At 37.0% G+C, this 18,813-nt stretch carries 15 protein-coding genes; 6 read left to right on the top strand and 9 right to left on the bottom strand.

Going from position 1 to position 18,813, the window contains the following annotated elements:
* Positions 1 to 92: 92 nt before the first annotated feature.
* Together AC3ANL_RS06525 and ald are read left to right on the top strand one after the other, a co-directional pair.
* A complete protein-coding gene (locus AC3ANL_RS06525) occupies positions 93 to 1,331 on the top strand; it encodes a PucR family transcriptional regulator (protein ID WP_488328427.1) in 1,239 nt (412 codons plus the stop codon).
* A gap of 127 nt (positions 1,332 to 1,458) precedes the next feature.
* Positions 1,459 to 2,592, top strand: coding sequence for an alanine dehydrogenase (gene ald, locus AC3ANL_RS06520; RefSeq protein ID WP_488329671.1), 1,134 nt, complete (start codon positions 1,459 to 1,461; stop codon positions 2,590 to 2,592).
* Positions 2,593 to 2,880: 288 nt separating this feature from the next.
* Here ald and AC3ANL_RS06515 read toward each other — a convergent pair whose 3' ends face one another.
* The gene (locus AC3ANL_RS06515) at positions 2,881 to 4,296 is read right to left on the bottom strand and encodes a SpoVR family protein (RefSeq protein WP_488328426.1); all 1,416 of its coding nucleotides are present in this window, start codon (positions 4,294 to 4,296) and stop codon (positions 2,881 to 2,883) included.
* 108 nt (positions 4,297 to 4,404) lie between these two features.
* The gene (locus AC3ANL_RS06510; protein WP_488328425.1) at positions 4,405 to 5,385 is read right to left on the bottom strand and encodes a M14 family zinc carboxypeptidase; all 981 of its coding nucleotides are present in this window, start codon (positions 5,383 to 5,385) and stop codon (positions 4,405 to 4,407) included.
* Between the two features lie 149 nt (positions 5,386 to 5,534).
* Between AC3ANL_RS06510 and AC3ANL_RS06505 the strand changes: the two genes are divergently transcribed.
* Positions 5,535 to 5,789: a YhdB family protein gene (locus AC3ANL_RS06505; RefSeq protein WP_488328424.1), complete on the top strand. Its 255-nt coding sequence runs from the start codon at positions 5,535 to 5,537 to the stop codon at positions 5,787 to 5,789.
* Positions 5,790 to 5,945: 156 nt separating this feature from the next.
* On the opposite strand, the gene AC3ANL_RS06500 is transcribed toward AC3ANL_RS06505, so the two are convergent.
* Positions 5,946 to 7,691 carry a phospho-sugar mutase gene (locus AC3ANL_RS06500; protein ID WP_488328423.1) on the bottom strand — a complete coding sequence of 582 codons (1,746 nt, stop codon included), beginning with the start codon at positions 7,689 to 7,691 and terminating at the stop codon, positions 5,946 to 5,948.
* A gap of 163 nt (positions 7,692 to 7,854) precedes the next feature.
* Positions 7,855 to 8,241 (bottom strand): YhcU family protein, encoded by a 387-nt coding sequence (locus AC3ANL_RS06495; protein WP_488328422.1) that lies wholly within the window; start codon positions 8,239 to 8,241, stop codon positions 7,855 to 7,857.
* 119 nt (positions 8,242 to 8,360) lie between these two features.
* Between AC3ANL_RS06495 and AC3ANL_RS06490 the strand changes: the two genes are divergently transcribed.
* The gene (locus AC3ANL_RS06490; RefSeq protein WP_488328421.1) at positions 8,361 to 9,284 is read left to right on the top strand and encodes an RluA family pseudouridine synthase; all 924 of its coding nucleotides are present in this window, start codon (positions 8,361 to 8,363) and stop codon (positions 9,282 to 9,284) included.
* A 67-nt stretch (positions 9,285 to 9,351) separates the two neighbouring features.
* Here the strand turns inward: AC3ANL_RS06490 and AC3ANL_RS06485 are convergent, their stop codons facing one another.
* The gene (locus tag AC3ANL_RS06485; RefSeq protein ID WP_488328420.1) at positions 9,352 to 9,606 is read right to left on the bottom strand and encodes a GlsB/YeaQ/YmgE family stress response membrane protein; all 255 of its coding nucleotides are present in this window, start codon (positions 9,604 to 9,606) and stop codon (positions 9,352 to 9,354) included.
* A gap of 345 nt (positions 9,607 to 9,951) precedes the next feature.
* On the opposite strand from AC3ANL_RS06485, the gene AC3ANL_RS06480 reads away from it, so the two are divergent.
* Together AC3ANL_RS06480 and AC3ANL_RS06475 are read left to right on the top strand one after the other, a co-directional pair.
* Positions 9,952 to 10,569 (top strand): DUF47 domain-containing protein, encoded by a 618-nt coding sequence (locus AC3ANL_RS06480; protein ID WP_488328419.1) that lies wholly within the window; start codon positions 9,952 to 9,954, stop codon positions 10,567 to 10,569.
* Between the two features lie 11 nt (positions 10,570 to 10,580).
* Positions 10,581 to 11,582 carry an inorganic phosphate transporter gene (locus AC3ANL_RS06475; RefSeq protein WP_488328418.1) on the top strand — a complete coding sequence of 334 codons (1,002 nt, stop codon included), beginning with the start codon at positions 10,581 to 10,583 and terminating at the stop codon, positions 11,580 to 11,582.
* Positions 11,583 to 11,703: 121 nt separating this feature from the next.
* Here AC3ANL_RS06475 and AC3ANL_RS06470 read toward each other — a convergent pair whose 3' ends face one another.
* Genes AC3ANL_RS06470 through AC3ANL_RS06455 form a run of 4 tightly spaced genes read right to left on the bottom strand, consistent with a single transcriptional unit; the run spans position 11,704 to position 18,743 of the window.
* Positions 11,704 to 14,949 (bottom strand): hypothetical protein, encoded by a 3,246-nt coding sequence (locus AC3ANL_RS06470; protein ID WP_488328417.1) that lies wholly within the window; start codon positions 14,947 to 14,949, stop codon positions 11,704 to 11,706.
* The gene (locus tag AC3ANL_RS06465; RefSeq protein ID WP_488328416.1) at positions 14,946 to 16,358 is read right to left on the bottom strand and encodes a glycosyltransferase family 2 protein; all 1,413 of its coding nucleotides are present in this window, start codon (positions 16,356 to 16,358) and stop codon (positions 14,946 to 14,948) included. Before AC3ANL_RS06465 ends, AC3ANL_RS06470 begins: the two co-directional genes overlap by 4 nt.
* Positions 16,359 to 16,361: 3 nt before the next feature.
* Positions 16,362 to 17,399, bottom strand: coding sequence for a HEAT repeat domain-containing protein (locus tag AC3ANL_RS06460; protein WP_488328415.1), 1,038 nt, complete (start codon positions 17,397 to 17,399; stop codon positions 16,362 to 16,364).
* Positions 17,400 to 18,743: a GGDEF domain-containing response regulator gene (locus AC3ANL_RS06455; protein WP_488328414.1), complete on the bottom strand. Its 1,344-nt coding sequence runs from the start codon at positions 18,741 to 18,743 to the stop codon at positions 17,400 to 17,402.
* Positions 18,744 to 18,813 lie beyond the last annotated feature (70 nt).

The raw sequence follows: 18,813 nt of genomic DNA, 5'->3' as shown, positions 1-18,813 counted from the left end.
TATCCATTATTTTCTTGTAAAATTATACAAAGGCTCAATTATTTTTTATGGTCTTCCAATCTCATTTTATATATATTTTGGAGGTTTTCATTTTGAATCCTAGACAACATGACCCTTTTAAAGCGGCTTTTGATAGTTTAGATGAATTTGCCGATCTTATTAGCCATGTATTAAATTGCCCCATAACGATTGAGGATGCAAACCATCGTCTTCTTGCCTACAGTACACATGATGAACGGACCGACGCGGCAAGAATTTCTACCATTATTGGCAGACGAGTACCGGAAAAGGTCATTAATCAATTATGGAAAGAAGGAACCATACCAGCTCTCTTAAAAACGCATGAACCTATTCGTGTTAAAAATATGAATGATATTGGACTTAATCATAGGGTCGCCATCTCTATTTGGAAGCAGGAAGAGGTCTTGGGTTTTATTTGGGCAATTGAAATAGATAAAACATTAACCAAAGAGGATTTTGATTTATTAAAAATGGCAGCCAATGCTGCAAAGAATAAATTATTGCAATTGCAAACGAGAAAAAACAAAAAGGAAGAGCACTCACAAGAATTATTCTGGAAGCTTTTAACTGGGCACTTGCAAGGTGAAAAAGAAATTTATGAGCATTTCCATACACTGCAGATTGTACCATCTCCTTCTTTTGCAGTAGCTGTCTTTCAATTTCAACGAAATATTACAAGCAAAGAAGAGCAAAACATATCCTATTTATTAAAAACAAGTCAACTAATGAAAATCATGCTTTATACGATTGACTGTAATCAACTAATCTTATTAGTATCGGCAGAAAATTTAGAAGATCCTTTTCATAAATTAACTCATTTTGTTGAGACCTTTGTTTGGAAAATGAATGATCGATATGGAGTAAAGGATGTTACTCCTGTATACAGCAGTATTTATGAAGATTATCAAAAAATTGGGAAGGCCTATAAAGAGACACTAGCGGTTTTATCCATTAAAGAAAAATTCCCACAAGAGACTACAGGTATTTTAAATTATCAAAAGCTTGGTATCTTTCAATTATTCGAGGTTATTTTAGAAAAAAGACGATATGAAGACTATGAAAATTACTACTTAAAACGACTTCATGAATATGACAAAAAGCATAACAGCAATCTTATTGAAACATTGGAGGTCTTTTTAAATAAAGATAACAATATTAATGAGGCGGCCAAGGAATTAAAGGTTCATGCGAACACATTAAATTATCGGTTAAAGCGAATTACCGAAATTGGCGATATTAATCTAAAGGACCCCAATCAGAAAATGATCCTCTATCTTGATTTAAAGCTTGAAAAATACCAGAAAAAATGACGATTTTGTGGAAATCTCCAAAAGGAAGAAACTTATTTCTCCATTCCTAACAAAGAAAAACTATGACAAACATTTTATAATAAAGCCATAGCAAAAGTTCATTGCTGACATTAGGGAGGAATAAATGATGTTTATTGGTGTTCCTAAAGAAATTAAAAACAATGAAAATCGTGTAGCGCTAACCCCAGCAGGTGTTGTTACGTTGGTAAGAGCTGGTCATACTGTGCTTGTTGAAAAAGACGCCGGAATTGGAAGCGGATTCAATAATAATGATTATACAAAGGCAGGCGCGGAAATCATTGAGGGTGCTGAAAATGTTTGGTCAAAATCCGATATGATTATGAAGGTAAAAGAACCGCTTGCAAATGAATATGTATACTTCCGACAAGGTTTAATATTATTTACTTATTTACACCTTGCTGCTGAACCTACTTTAGCACAAGCCCTAAAAGATAGTGGTGTGATTGCTGTTGCATATGAAACAGTATCAGTAAACAGAACACTCCCGCTTTTGACTCCAATGAGTGAAGTCGCTGGACGGATGGCTGCTCAAATTGGAGCACAATTCTTACAAAAGAATAACGGTGGTCAGGGAATCCTCCTGGCAGGTGTACCAGGAGTTAATCGTGGAAAGGTAACCATTGTAGGCGGAGGGATAGTTGGAACAAATGCAGCAAAAATGGCTGTCGGATTAGGTGCTGATGTAACCATTATTGATTTAAATGCAGACCGTCTTCGCCAGCTAGATGATATTTTTGGAAATCAAGTTAAAACCTTAATGTCCAATCCATATAACATTGCAGAAGCAGTGGCTGAAGCAGACTTATTAATCGGTGCTGTTCTAATCCCTGGTGCTAAGGCTCCTAGGCTTATTACAGAGGAAATGGTAAGATCGATGAAGCCTGGTTCTGTAATAGTCGATGTTGCCATTGACCAAGGAGGAATTGTTGAGACAATTGATCATGTAACCACTCATGATAATCCTATCTTTGTCAAACATGGTGTCGTTCACTATTCAGTTGCTAATATGCCAGGTGCTGTTCCACGAACATCAACCATTGCCTTAACGAACGTGACGGTTCCATATGCATTGCAGATCGCAAATAAAGGAATTTTCAAAGCGATTTTGGAAAATGAAGCATTGAAGCTAGGCGTTAATGTTGCCAATGGAGAAATTACTTATGAAGCGGTAGCAAACGATCTTAATTTTGATTATGTAACGGTTGAAGATGCATTAGAGAAAGAACTTTCTTCCATATAAGAAAAGCGCAAGCGCCCTGGTCAGCGGCGTATGGCCTGGAGCGCTCCAACTGAGATAAAGGAAACACGAAGAGCCGGAGGCGATTCGATGTTGACTTATCGTAGGGCGGAGAGCGAAGGACACTAGCCGCTAGGGCGCTGGAGCTGGACCATTCTCGAAGCCAAAACTTATAAATTCTTATACTATAAGAAAGACTACTTTTGTTGACATAAAGCAGAAAATTGATAAAGAGGATTTCTCAAAGTGTAAGACCCTTTTGAGACATCCTCTTTTCGTTATTCCGCAACCTTATAAATATTTACGATGAACCCCTTTGCCATCATAAGAAAACAACATTTTTCTATCTTCAATCATGGTTTCAATATTAACTGGTCTGCCCCAAAGTTGATGGATATACGGAAGAACTTTTTCGAGATATTTAACATCTAGTTCAATCCCCTCAAACCAGTGTTTAAGGTATAGTTCACCATTTTTCTGGTAATCCCCATCGTTGACCGTAATGTACGGAAATCCTCCATTAACTCGCATATTTACGAGCTGATCCCGAATATGTTCCCACTCCTTATCAACGACTTTATAATCACGCCCTTGCTTTTGAAACAAATACATATCTTCCCGCATAACAAGATCCTTATTTAAATAATTACGAAGAAAGGAAATATCTGATTCTACCTCACGTACCTCGAACATCTTCTCTCTACCAGACCCAGGCAAGACACCTCTTCGCTTCATTTCTTCAGTTGGATTATCATATCGTTCTTCAATATCCTCAAAAATTTTAATACCAAGATAATAGGGATTAATCCCTGTTTTGGATGGCTGCACAACTCCTGCATTTAATTTAGCAAATTCAATTGCCTCACCACTTGTTAAATCCAGTTCTCTTAAAATTCGTTGATGCCAATACGAAGCCCAGCCTTCGTTCATAATCTTTGTTTCAAGCTGGGGCCAGAAGTAGAGCATTTCTTCCCGCATCATCGTTAAGATATCTCTTTGCCATTCTTCAAGCTCTCTACTATAGGTTTCTATAAATAGTAATAAATCCTTTTCAGGTCGAGGAGGGAATTTCTTCTTCTTCGGTTGATTGGTTACTATTTTATCTTTTTCGTCGAGATTCCATAAGTCATCATAGGGTGTTTCAGCCTTGCGTTCTGAATCTTCTTCTTCTTCATCGTCTCCAATGGACCAAGAAAGTTTAGGTCTCATTAGCGAAGGGTCAATATGCTCATCAATCGCCAAGACGGCATCTAAAAAGGTTTCTACTTCCTTTTTTCCATATTGGATTTCATATTGATGGATCCTTTCTGCTGTAGCTGCCATACTTTCAACCATATCACGCTTTGTATTTTGGAAGCGGACGTTATTTTTAAAGAAATCGCAATGAGCTAGTACATGGGCAACAATTAGTTTATTTTGGATAAGGGAATTTGAATCAAGCAAAAAGGCGTAGCACGGATTTGAATTTATTACCAGTTCATAAATTTTACTTAAGCCTAAATCATAATGCAGTTTCATTTTATGAAACTGTTTGCCAAAACTCCAATGTGAAAATCGGGTTGGCATACCGTATGCTCCAAATGTATAAATAATTTCTGCAGGACAGATCTCATAACGCATCGGATAATAATCCAAACCAAAGCCTTTGGCAATTTCAGTTATCTCACTAATGGCGTATTCCAATTGATTACGTTCTTCAAGATTCATTAGCCACTCCCCCTTTTCCTCTTAAGACAATGTATGAAGTAAAGGCGGGAATGATGAAACAAGATAAATAAACTCTTTTTATTTTCCCCTATTTAAGTAGGCTTATGATTACTGGGGAATCCTTTTCGCTTCTTTTGCGAGTTTTAGTCCAACAAATCGATTACGCTTCCATTCCTCCTTAAAAACAGATAGGGGTGGGTTCGTTTCTCCAACCAGATAGCTTATTTCAATCGTCAGCCCTGGACGATGAAAGGTCGTAATGAACCAATCAGTAAATCCCCCTCCAACCGCATCTTTTTCTGGCTTAGAAAGTTTATAGCCTGTCAATCGGGCGATCTTTTTTGCAATACGCTTATCCCGTTTAAGTTCCCTCCCGTTTTTATAATGCCAGAAAATTTCTCTTCCTGCCGTATGGTACGCAACTGCAATGGCTGGGTTTATCTCTTTAATAAATGCGGATAGGGCTTGTACTTCTTTTGCTTCAAATGGTTTCTCTCCTTTATAAAATCGGTAAAAAGGGGCTTGTGGCTCACAATCCAGCTTGTCCCATCCTGCTGGATATTGACGATTTAAGTCAACTCCCATTCCATTGGCTTTCCACCGCTCAAAATTATTTAGCTTTTCATTCATCAGCCATAATCGTTCTTGATGCTGGACCGGAAAAATTTTAAGATTATTTTGTTGGATCTCCACACCATCTGGATTTAACATTGGAACAAACCAAATCGATACCTCATTAAGGATATTGGTGGTAAAAAGGCCAACCTTCTTCACTTGATACGCCTCAGCGTAAGATTCAAGCATTTTCATCAATAGTGTGCTGGTTAGCCATTCACGTCCATGATGGGCTCCAATAAGCACGATATTCTTTTTCCCTTCTCCAAGCTTTACAGCCCAGATTGTCTTTCCAAAATGAGAAGTTCCAATCGATCTCACTTTAATCTTCTCTGGATACCTTTTCTCCATTTGCTTAAGGTCCTTTTCAAGCAGTTCATAGGAATACGGTCGATCTGTTCTAACAATTTTTGCTTTAACCGCTGTATCAAATGAAAGGAATAGAATCAAAACAGCACATAATAATCTAGCCATGAATATATCCCCACTTTTCTCTCAAAACAATAAATTATACAGGTAAATGTTGAAAACAGCGTAAACACTGAGTGTCCAACATTTTCTGTGAAGATTATCTTCAGAATGTCATACAATAATCTCAACTCCTAGTAAGGAGGAGAGCTCAAATGAATAAGTTGGATTACGATCGGGCGTTATACTATACGCACCGATCTGAATGGGACAATTTACTGATTTTAATGGTACGGACAAAAGACCAATTTTTATCGAAAAAAATCGAGCAATTCCTGCATGCCTACAATTTCGAACATGACTACACTGTAATTGAATCAAAACTATATAATCTTCTTCGTTACATCGACCATGCTAACGAAACAGTAGAGCCAGATGGAAATGGCTTACCGATGTATAGTCTTTCCTGAAATAACAAGTGGATACCATTTGATTGAGAAAATAATTAACAACCGGACCAAAGAATTCCACCAAAAAACGGCTTCCGCGACGGAAGCCGTTTTTAACTATTTTACTTTTAACGCCAAGGCAGCAATAGAAAAATGTATAAATAATTTTCCAAAAAATTATTTGATACTTTGAACTACTTTTAATTTATGATCAACAAGATCCATAAAACTTTTTTCAATGGTTTGCAGTTTTAATTTACTTTCTTCAAGACTCTCACTACTAACACCAAAATAAAATTTCACCTTTGGTTCCGTTCCGGATGGCCGTAAACATACCCATGAACCATCCTCGAAAATATACTTTAAAACATTTGATTTTGGTAATTCAATCCGCTCTTCACCCGATGATGTAATCCGAATGCTTGTTAGATAATCTTCTGCTGCAATCGTTTTAACTGAGCCCAGGTTGGTTATTGGCTCATTCCTGAAAGCAGCTAACAGGCGTTGAATCATGTCTGCTCCTTCCTTTCCCTTTAGGGTTAATGAACGAAGCCCTTCCTGGTAATAACCATATTTTTTAAATACTTGCAGCATCCCTTCATACAGGGTCATGCCTTGTTTCTTATAATAAGCACACACCTCTGCAGCCAATAACGCAGCCTGAACGGCATCCTTATCACGAACAAAGTCACCAATTAAATAGCCGTAAGACTCCTCATAACCGAAAAGGAACGTAGAATCACCTGATAATTCATACTCCTTCATTTTTTCTGCAATAAACTTAAATCCAGTTAATACATCAACTGTTTCTAATTCGTATGCTGATGCTATTTTCCGTCCTAATTCGGACGTGACGATCGTTTTCAATACGACTCCGTTAGGCGGAAGTGTTCCTTTTTCCTTCTTCTGGGCAAGAATATAATCCACCAACAATGCACCTGTTTGATTGCCTGTTAAAACGATATATTCTCCTTCCAGGTTAGGAACAGCAATTCCAAGACGGTCTGCATCAGGGTCAGTTGCAATTAAAATATCAGCACCTACTCTTTTACCATCACGAATTGCTAGTTCAAATGCCGCATGTTCTTCAGGATTTGGACTTTTTACAGTTGAAAATTCTGGGTCGGGCTGCTCTTGCTCTTTTACAACTGTAACATTTTTATAACCTAAAGCTGCTAGGGCTGCCCGGACAGGTTGATTGGCAGTCCCGTGTAAAGGAGTAAAAATAATATGTATGTCCGATTCTTCTGCTAGATCCGGATTCTCTGAAATTGTTTTTAATTTTTCGATATAAGCTTTGTCAATTTCTGTTCCAATCGTTTTAATTAGCCCTGATGCTGTTAGTTTCTCTACATTGTCAACCTCAATCAATAATTCATTCCCAATTTCATTTACCTTAGTAATCAGATAATCGGCTTCTTTTGGCGGCAACTGACCTCCATCTGAACCATAAACCTTATATCCGTTATATTCAGGTGGATTATGGCTGGCCGTAATCACAATACCAGAAAAGGCATTTAAGTATCTCAAGGCAAACGATAGCTCAGGAGTCGGTCTTAATTGGTCAAACAGGTATGTTTGAATGCCTCTTGTTGCTAGCGTTTTAGCAGCCTCTAGTGCAAATTCCGGTGATTTGTGGCGCGAATCAAAGGCAATGACAACACCTCGATGTTTGGCTTCAGCCCCTTGTTCTTCTATGTATACAGCCAAGCCTGCAGAGGCCTTGCGAACGGTATAGATGTTCATTCTGTTCGTACCTGCCCCAATTTCCCCGCGCATTCCACCCGTTCCAAATTCTAAATTTTTATAAAAAGACTCTTCTAACTGTTTTTCATCTTGGATTTTACCTAAAAGTTCCTTTTTTAATTCAAAATCCAAACCTTCAAATTCATTCCAACTATTTGCAATTGTTTTCCAATTCATAAGATGTCCTCCTTCTAATTTCCCTACTATGTATTTATTGTTCTAAATGAGGGTCAGTTACTCCTTTAAAAAAAAGCAAAAATTAGCCGACAATTTTTGCAGGAAGACCTTTTATAAATACGAGAATAAAAAAAAGAGGATGTTTCATCCTCTTTACGGTTTTCTATATAATTAATTCATTGTCTGCTTTTGTGTAAATACTAAGCACCGTATTTTTCATTTGCTTGGCATCCAAAAACTGTTCAAATTCAAATGGGAAACAAAGTCCATAATGCTGCAGTGTCTCCACATTTTTATTAAATAATACTGCATACTGTTCATCAAGGTCAGAGGACTCAAGAATGGAAATAATTGTTTGGATGCTGGTCATCACTTGAAAAGCATCTTTTAATGTATTAAAATCCTCAGAAGTATGCAAAATCTTTAATGCGTGAAATTGACAAATGTCTTCATCACTAAAATATACAGGAAAAATATTGGAGTAAATGTACCTCACCAGTCCATTAATTTCTTTTTCTTGACTCGGTGTCGAGGCAAAAACTATCTTCACTTATAACCCACCTTTGCCAACACTTATTTCTGTCGTAATATATATCATAAGAATAACATAATTATCTCGATATTTTTGGTGGTAATTATCACCACAGCTTATTGGTAAAGGAGAAAATAATGCTAAAAACAGTACGCATGGGTGAGTGGTTTCAGATTATTATTCCTAGTAAATGGGAAGGAAAAACGATCGAGGATATTTTCCGTGACAGTTGGGAAGCGCCAAAAAAATTAACTTATCTTTTTCGATTAGAAAATAAGGTGCATCTGGATGGAAAACGTGCTAATTGGAATATGCCTCTTACTGAAGGATCAAAACTACAAATCCAATTATTTGAAGAAGAAGAACTAGAAATCACCCCTAATTTTCAGGATCTTGACATTTTGTACGAAGATGACCATGTTTTAGTTATTAATAAACCGCCATTTATGAATACACATCCTAATGATCCAAAGAAAGAGACAAATACACTTTTAAATGCGGCAGCCTTTTATTTACAATCTAAAGGGGAAGCTAAAAATGTTCGCCAAATCCATCGCTTGGACCGAGATACATCAGGGGCTATTCTTTTTGCCAAGCATCCGTTAGCAGGGGCTATTCTAGATAAAATGCTGGAAAAAAGAAGTATCAAAAGAACCTATATCGCAGCTGTTCATGGTCTTTTTCAACGAAAAAAAGGGGAGATAAACAAGCCAATTGGCCGAGACCGACATCATCCAACAAGACGGAGGGTTTCACCATCTGGTCAAGAAGCTATTACCTATTATCAAGTGTTAAAGGAAAATAAAGACAAGCAGCTTACCTATGTAAAATGTTGGCTGGGAACGGGAAGAACCCACCAAATTAGAGTTCATTTAAGTCACATAGGTCATCCTTTAGTGGGGGATACGTTATATGGCGGGAGGCCAGATGTAAACAGGCAGGCACTTCATGCGGCTAAACTCGAGTTTAGTCACCCCTTTACTCAGGAGAATATTGTCTGCAATGCACCTTATATTGATTTACGAGAGCTTTTTAAAGATATTGATGTGTATTCTATATAGAAAAAGGATGTCTTAAAAGAGTATTCCCTTTTGAGACATCCTTTTTATTTTTAAGCCCGTTGTAGTATTAATCTGCTTTTCTAAAGGATCGCATGATGAAGCTAATTAAGAGAACTAATACAGCAGCCCCGATGATAGCAGGGATTATGGCAAAATCAGCAACATGTGGTCCCCAATTACCTAAAACAGCGGTTCCTAACCACGCACCAACAAATCCAGCTATGATATTACCAATAATGCCACCCGGAATATTCCTTCCGACGATCATGCCTGCTAGCCACCCTATAATTCCACCTACAATTAATGCCCAAATGAAACTCATGTTAGAACACTCCTTTTTAGTATTCTTCATTTCACTTAATTAATAGCTTAGTCTCAGGCCGTTTGCTTTAGTGCCTGTATAAATAAATTACCCCATTTTCTTTTTTATACTCCTAAAAAATAATCTTTGTTTTATCAGCACCTAAAAAGCAGCTTATTTATACATAAATTCATTAGACTAGGCAAAAGTAAAAATGTACTTATTAATCAAGAAAAAGATTCCGAAAATTCTAATGTTAAGTTTTTGTAAATTCCGTTAAGATTCTTTCTTTTTTCGACATTTTTCAAGTAGAATTATTGAGTTAATAAAACGACATTTGGAACGATAAATCGGAGGGTAAATCAAATGGCTTTCAAAAAAAATGACAAATTCTCGGTATTGCTAAGCAATATTTCTTCAAATCTTAAAGAAAGTGCAAATTTCTTTACCGAATACAAATTAAAAAATGTGAGTGATTTAAAAATTTTCTCAGAAAAAATGAAAGAATTGGAAACAAAAGGCGATTCCTACGTTCATGAAGTTATTAAAGAACTAAATGATGCCTTTATTACCCCAATTGAACGTGAAGATATCCTTTCCCTTGCTATGAGCATGGACGATGTACTGGATGGTCTCGAAGGTTCGGCTGCGTTGTTTGAAATGTATTCAATTACGCAAGCAGATGAGTTTATGCTGCAATTTGTTAAAGCCATTCAGGCAAGTGTCCAAGAAATTGATAAGGCCATTGAACTTCTTTCAAACAAAAAGTTACCTGCAATCCGGGAGCATGCTATCAAAATTAAGGATTATGAATCGAAATGTGATAATGTATTACGTCAATCGATTAAACACCTATTTACTGTAGAAAAAGATCCAATTCGAATTATTCAATATAAGGAAATTTATGAAAATCTTGAGGATATCGCAGACTATTGCCAGACTGTTGCAAATACCCTTGAATCCATTATTATGAAAAATGCATAAGGAGCAAAAATATGAGTCTTGTTTTAATCTTAACCATACTAATTGTTATTGGTGCTCTTGCATTTGATTTTATTAATGGTTTTCATGATACAGCAAATGCAATTGCAACCTCCGTTTCCACAAAAGCTCTAAAACCTCGTCAAGCGATACTCTTGGCTGCAGTAATGAATTTTGTGGGTGCGTTGACCTTTACGGGTGTTGCTAAAACAGTATCGAAGGATATTGTTGACCCATTTACATTACATAATGGGTCAGTCGTAATTTTAGCTGCCCTGCTTTCAGCAATCTTTTGGAACTTACTCACCTGGTATTTTGGAATCCCAAGCAGTTCATCCCATGCTATTATTGGGTCAATCGCTGGTGCTGCGATCGCAGCAGAAGGTTTTCATGCTCTAAATTACACTGGTTTCGTAAAAATTCTTGAAGCACTTATTCTTTCACCAATTTTAGCCTTTGTAGTCGGATATATCGTGTACAGCATTTTTAAAGTAGCTTTTAAAAATCTTCAATTAACAAAAACGAACCGCAATTTCCGTTATATACAAATTGCAACTGCAGCATTACAATCTTATTCGCACGGAACGAATGATGCTCAGAAATCAATGGGAATCATCACCTTGGCTCTTATCTCGAACAAATTTCTTGATCCTGATGCGGGTATCCCTTTTTGGGTACAAGTTTCCTGTGCCATTGCGATGGGACTTGGAACCTCAATAGGTGGTTGGAAAATTATCAAAACCGTTGGCGGTAAAATTATGAAGATTCGTCCCATTAATGGTGTTGCTGCCGATATAACTGGTGCCGCAATTATTTTTGGTGCAACCTATATTCATTTACCTGTCAGCACTACCCATGTTATTTCTTCAGGAATACTTGGCGTGGGAGCTTCACATCGTCTTAAAGGCGTTAAATGGGATACAGCACAGCGTATGTTAATTACATGGGTTATTACTCTTCCCATTACAGCTTGTATTGCAGGTCTAGTTTATTTCATTTTAAATTTGTTCTTTTAATACTTAACCAGAGAATTCCTTCTCTGGTTTTTTTTATGTTTTTGTGGGAGCATAAAAAAACCGCCAGTCCATTTTTAAGGCCGGCGGTTTCCAGTGGATCTATTTAAGTTAATTGTTTTATTCACGGTTCTTTAATTTCAATTCTTCGAAATTCTTCTGCGATAATGTCATAGGACTTTTTTAACCGCTCATAGAATATTGGGTGATCCCATTCCTTCCAACTATATAGAAAGGCTTGCTTTTGTTGGAGCTTACCATTAACAGCTTGAGGAAATGTCTGCTGTACCTTCTCATTTTCTGTAGTCACAACGGCAGCTCTAATTCCATTAATTTCTTTACTTCCCGATAACCCAGTCTCCCAGACATTCCCCATCACTTCTTTTAAACTGGGGTCCTTGAAATTCAATAGCTGCCAAGGAATTCTCCCTTCAATCACCTTTTTATCAGTACTAATACTTACATCGGTTAAGGAATTAAACTCCTTACTTGTTGGATTCGCATTTCCGAACTGAAGCCGTCCAGTTTCATAATCCTGAAAAGGAATTCTCTCCTTAGTAGTAGGAATGGTTTGTTGTTTATTTAAGGCAAGTCGAATGGGATGAAACATACCATTATCTTTTTCATCAGCATACGTCACTTTCGGAATCATCTTTAATAATTTTGCATATTGATAATAAAACGTGTCATAATAACTATCGATCATGATGGCGGAATCTTTCGGTCCTGTCAGCTTAATATTAAAATCAATTCCATAATCTGTTTGGATCTTCGTTTGATCATTAATAGAAACCTTAGTTTGCCCTTGATTCCCAATAGTATCAAGGAGGAGATATGTACCTTGATTTTGAAAATCAACACGTTGGTTATATTTAATTATAAAATACAAATACGCGCTGTCAGAAGCAAACCGAACTTCCTTGATCGGCTCGTGCTTATTTTTAGTCTGATAGCCTATTTTTGTGCTTGCCATCTCCCAATCGTCAGCAGCACCATCAACGATAATCGCTGATTCCTTTTGCCCTGGCTCGAAACCAAGCAAACCAAAATGCTGTTCATTAGTCTGCTGATTATTCCAATAGGGACGGCGATCAGGATTATCGAAATCCATCGTATTCCAGGTGCGTTTAAACCATTCATCCTGCCAACTAAACACAAGCCCGCCGGCGTAGCCTTCTGAAACAATTGACTGGTATAAAAGTTTGTCGATCTTCCCCTGTTCTTCTTCGGAATGAAATCCTTGATTCATTCCATATGGATTCTCATGTGTTAATCCTCTTGATGAAGGCACACCAAATTCCGCCACTAAAACAGGCATTTGATGCACGCCAAGTAACTCATGCAAGTAGCCTGCATAACTATTTTTCTTTCCATTAGCATCGACATAATCCAGATATTTTTGTTCATAGTTAAGAAAGTCAGGGTAGTAAGGATAAATATGGTACGAGGCAAACAGTCCGGCTTTGAAAGCATTCGTTGCCTTGATATGGTTAGGGTCCACCGAAACCATATCCTCGTTTTCAAGTGGTTCGGATGGGTGCCTCAACAAATCAGTTGTCACCCAGTTTGTGAAGCTCATAGAATGCTGCCATTTGTATTGCCTTACTTCGTACCCGGCCGCATAATCCATTAGCCTGGCCAGCCAAACCTCGAACGGACTAGCCTTTTCTGTTTGGATATACTCTCCCTTAAATGGACTTATCCCTGCATGTTGAGCATTTGTTTTTACCACCATGGCAGGGTCCCATTCAGTTCCCACGATTATACCAATAACATATTTTGAGATATCATATTTATAAACACCTGATGCATGACCTGGCCGTACCGCAAGGTTTGCATTTCCATGGATAATGTCAATCATATTTTTAATTTCTAACTTTGCATCATCTATGTTCACCTTTGCAAATGCATCCTGTGTTTGAATCAAATTCTCTTCATTTACCCACGTTCCGTGAAACAGGTATAAAGGTTTTTTGGCCATCTGGTTATATTCATAAAAGGCTTCATAAAACTGTGGAGGATGGAGGGTATAAATTCTTATGGCATTGGCATTCATCGCCCCAATTTCTTGAAACCATCGGAAATATTCCTCTTTTGAAATGGCTGCCTCGCCAGGGAAATAACCCGGTTTCCCAATCCCCATATTCACTCCCTTAATTAAGAAATCCTTCCATTTCCCATTTTTTTGGATTTGAATATAGAAATCACCTGTTTTGCTGTTTGTCTTTATCCCATTCTGTTCAACCAGTTCTACTTTTTCTTGTTCGCTCACATGTTGTAAACCATTTTTTAAAATGTCCTTCATCAGAGGTACGTAGGCTTCCCAATAAAAAGAATTTTTTGCTCCAAAAGTCTTTTTCCACGTATCCAAGCCTTTCGATTGATAAATCCCAGGCACTTCTGCTTCATCGGCAAAATCACCTGAAAAATAATAAGAAGAATATTTCGCATTTTGATGATAAACCACAGCTGGGAATTGGGCTGGTATTCCGTATCCTTTTAATTTCTCTTTAGCTTTTTGGGAAATAGGAAGTTCATAAGTAGCCAGAGTCTCTTCGTTATTTCTTGTCTCGATAATATCAAACCAATACTGATACCTACCTTCTATCTTTTCGGAAAAATACTTTGTACCCTTGCTTGTTAATCGAAAGGTGAGTCCGTTATTATGAATATCTTCTTTTCCAATGACAACGATTTTGTTATTTTTACTAACAAAAACAAAGCCTTCTCCAGTGAAGCTCCATTTCTTGTTTTGCTTTAGATAATTCTCTTTTACCCATTCAGGCACTTCGCTGCCATTCAAATCAAGGAAATACCTGCCAATCCATCCTGACCATTCCACATTTAATAAATTAGAAATTTTTTCCTTTGTCACCTCTGATGTTGGGCTTGCAAAGGTATTAAATTCAGCGATCAATGTTTTTCCCTTTGACTGAATAAGAGACTTTTCTATTTGAGTGACTTCACTAGAAGTTAGACCCCCATATATTTTGGCAGATCTTTTGCCAGTGAGGTTATCACCATAAAAATCCTCCTTATATACTCCATATTGGTCAGTCAAATAAAATACATCATATTGATTTAAGTCCTTAGGTATTGGGTCAATTGTATATTGCTGATCTTTTCCAGGTTCAAATCCTTTATAATCACTACTTGCCGTATAAGGTCTTTCCCCATTTTTAAAGTATTTAGCATTGTTTAAAATCCAAACTAGTCCTTTATGTTCCCGATAGGAGGAATTAGGTACAGTCTTGTCTAAAATAAGGACGTTTAATTCTTTTGCAGGCTGGATAAACCATAACCAAAAAGGGCTCGTCAATATAACGATAAAAATAATTGCATACATGATTAAATAGGCTGGCTTTTTCATTTTGATACACCTTTTCTTTTCATTTCTCCCCAACTCTTATCTCCCTTAATAACTTGCCATACGCCTTCACAGCGCCAAAAAACAGTCATTGGCCTGTACCAAATTGTTTCGGTTAAAGAATAGAGAAAAAGCTTGATGATATCAGATACCTTAGGATATTTCGTTAAACTCCACTCTTCCAAAAGAACGGATGTCATCGAAAATATTGAGCCATATAAACAAGATAGAAGAAAGAGTAAAATGGAAAATTCAATGTAACTCCCACCAAGAAATAAACATAGAATCATGAAAAGATAACCGGCTAATTCAATTATTGGTCCAAAAAACTCTACAATCCAAAAGTACGGGAAAGCTAACAGTCCGATTGAACCGTATTTTGGATTAAATGTTAGTTTTCGGTGTGTCCATAAGCTTTCAAAGAGTCCTCTGTGCCAGCGGCTTCGCTGTCTCCGTAAAAATGTCATGTCTTCAGGTACCTCTGTCCAGCAAACTGGATCGGGAACATAGACAATTTTCTTTTTTTCTCCTTTTTCCTTTAACATGCGGTGAATTCTCACCACGAGTTCCATGTCTTCACCGACCGTATCCGTCTTATACCCACCCGCTGCAATCACCCAGTTTTTTGAAAATACACCAAATGCTCCAGATATAATAAGTAGAAGATTATGACGGCTTAAACCAATTCTCCCCATTAAAAAGGCGCGTAGGTATTCAATAATTTGCATGACAACTAACGGCTTATTTGAAAGGCCAATACTTTCAATGTGCCCATTGTGAATTTGGCATCCATTCGCAATCCGTACACTCCCACCTGATGCAATTACTTCTTCATTGGAATCAACAATCGGTTTCATCACCTTTAAAAAAGCATCTTGTTCAAGTACAGAATCACCGTCCAAGGAGCAAAAATAAGGATAATGGGAAAAATTCAATCCAACATTAAGGGCATCTGCTTTGCCCCCATTCTCCTTGTCAATTAGAAAAAGATTCGACAGAATGGACGATTGATAAATCTTCCCCATTGGTTTCGTACTGATTTGAATTCTCACCACTTTTTTAATTTCTTTCATACTATAGTGCTCGATCATTTTTTGTAGTGTTTGATCGGTGGATCCGTCATTCACTACAATCACTTCAAAGGCAGGATAATTTACACTTAATAACGAGCGAACACTCTGAATAATTCCTGCTTCTTCGTTGTATGCAGGAACAATGATTGAAACTGGTTTTGTATAGATTTCGTCGAGATAATCCTCATAGGCTTGAACCCGATCGAGTTGATATTCTTTCCGAAGTTGAAAACAAGAAATAATCAAAATACCCGTGTAAAATATAATAACGATAATCATATAAACCGTAATAAACGAAGCAAAAGCTGTGACGATATCTCCCCATTGAAAAAATGGCATATTCTATACCCCTTTATGCAGCCATTCCCAGGCCATATCTTTTGCGAAAGTATCCTTTGAGGACTCTAACACCTTACGTAAAATTTCTTTTCCATTAGAAAATTCACAAATAGCTTGTCCGGCCTGGGACCGAACCCACCACGTTTGATCATGCAATAGCTCTACTAACCGTGGAATAGCTTTTTCTTCCTTTAGTGAACCAATCAGTTTAGCAGCTACCATTCGTTCCTCCCATTTTTCTGAATAGAGTAGTTCCAAATATGGCGCAATATTTTTTACATATCCAATCTCTGCTAATGCCTTTAAAGCCCTAAGTTTAATCTCACCTGAATAGCTTGAAAATGTCTTTTCTAAGAAAGCTACAAAATTGAGATCTCTTTTAACCGAAATGACATCAAGAATAGCCTTTTGAAGTGGCAGGTCAGCTTTATGAAAAGTAAGAACATACTGGTCAAAGTTCTTTTGAGTTAAGGAAATCAAAATATGACGATATTCATATTCAGATAGATTTGAATATTCATTTGTTAGCATTTCAAAAAGCGGCCCATATTGGAATAAAGCAAGAATTCTTAGTATATGGACACGTTCTTCATGCGTAAGTCGTTTCTTTTTTAGTAAACGAAAAACATCATCTATAAGATGAGTCATATTAAAATCTTCAATTTGATAAAGAGTATTCATCCGAATACTCCACTTTTTGTTTTGAAGTCTTTTTTTATAGTATTGGGTTAAATACATTTTTGCTAATGTCGATATACGATTCCATTCCTCTTCCCCTTCTACAACCTTAGTATATCGGCTTAGTAACTGTTCAATTGCTATTTGCTGAAGCGCTGTTTCTGGCTGTAGTTCGCTTGAATAACTGCCATCTATAAGTGTTGCAAAAATAAGAGGATTATATTGCTCTTTATAGCTTTCAATCCTTCTTCGTTTCTTTATTTCCAATGATTTTCGAGTGGTTAAATACACTAATAAAATGACCAATATACCTAAAATTGATAATGTTAGGCTGGTGAGGAACAATATCTCATCATTAAACATTTATTTCATCCTTTTGATTAACCGTTGTATTCTCGCCTGAAGTTCCTTAATACTGAATGGCTTGGTCACATAATCATCAGCACCAAGTGTTAATGCCTTCTCAATATCAGCTTCGCTTTTTCTCCCGGTTAGCATGAGCACATGAATACTCCTGTTGTTCTTTCTTTTCTTTACCTTTTGCAAAACTTCAATGCCATCCATTATAGGCATAACACCGTCCAGAATTAAAAAATGTTCCCCTTTTTCGTCTAAACGCCGCGACTCAAAAAATTGAAGACCATCCTCAAATGCTGCAATGTTCAATTCATAATGATCAAAGTCCATTATTTTAAGAATTCTCATGAGCAATGTCCGAATAATTTCATCATTGTCCACAATGGAAATAAATAATGGTTTTTTCGTCAATTCCAGTGGAGATTGATTAATGGTCTCAACTCTCGCTCTGCCATTTTCTTTTGCTAAATATAAGGCTTTGTCCGCCGCCTGTAAAGCAGCTTCCATGGTTATATCTGCATGCATAACAGTATAAACTCCCGCAGAAAAAGTGATGGCATCACTTGATTGTATTATTTGAAGAGACAGTAATGAAAACTCTTTTAGTAATCTTGAAACAATCTCGACAGCTTCAGCCTGTTGGGTATCCTCAAACAAGATAACGAATTCTTCACCACCATACCTAAAAACAGTATCGGAACTTCTCGTCTTTTCTTTTAAAAAAGCTGCGAACGTAGACAGAATGCTATCACCCGCAATATGCCCGAACAAATCATTTATAGTTTTAAAATGGTCAAGATCTAAAAAGGCAATGCTAAACAATTGATTGTTTCGTTCTAAATCCTTGAGGTTTCGGGTAAAAACATCGCGTAAGAATTTACGATTGTAAAGCTGGGTTAACTCATCTACCAGCACCGATTGATCAAATAATTTTTTTCTGTTTAAATGCCCCTGAATGCGAACGGTTAATTCTTCTAAATCAATCGTTTTGTCAAAAAAATCATCCGCGCCAAGTTTATAAGCATTTATTCTCATTTCACGATCATTAGTAGGACTTATCATAATTTTCGGAACAAACTGTTTGTGCGTATGCTGCTGTAATTCTTTAAGTAATGGTAATCCATCTATTTCTGGTGAATGGAGATCGATAATTATACAATCAGGATTTATATCATAGTATTGTGAAAGAATCTTTTCAGGGGCTGTACTGGCTGCCACCATCCACCCTTTTTCTTCGAGTGCATCCTTTAGGTGAATTAAATTAGAGACATCATCGGCAATGATTTGTATCACCGGTATATTGTCATCATGATGCCGCTCTTTTTTCTCTCCGCCATTTTTAAAGTCCATTACCAGCCTCCCCCCCATTTTATAAAAAATTTTTTCTATATAACAAGCTTGTGTAATCTAAAGTTTATTA

This window comes from Neobacillus sp. DHD-1R (assembly GCF_057747995.1).
This window is presented reverse-complemented; position numbering and strand designations above follow the sequence as displayed.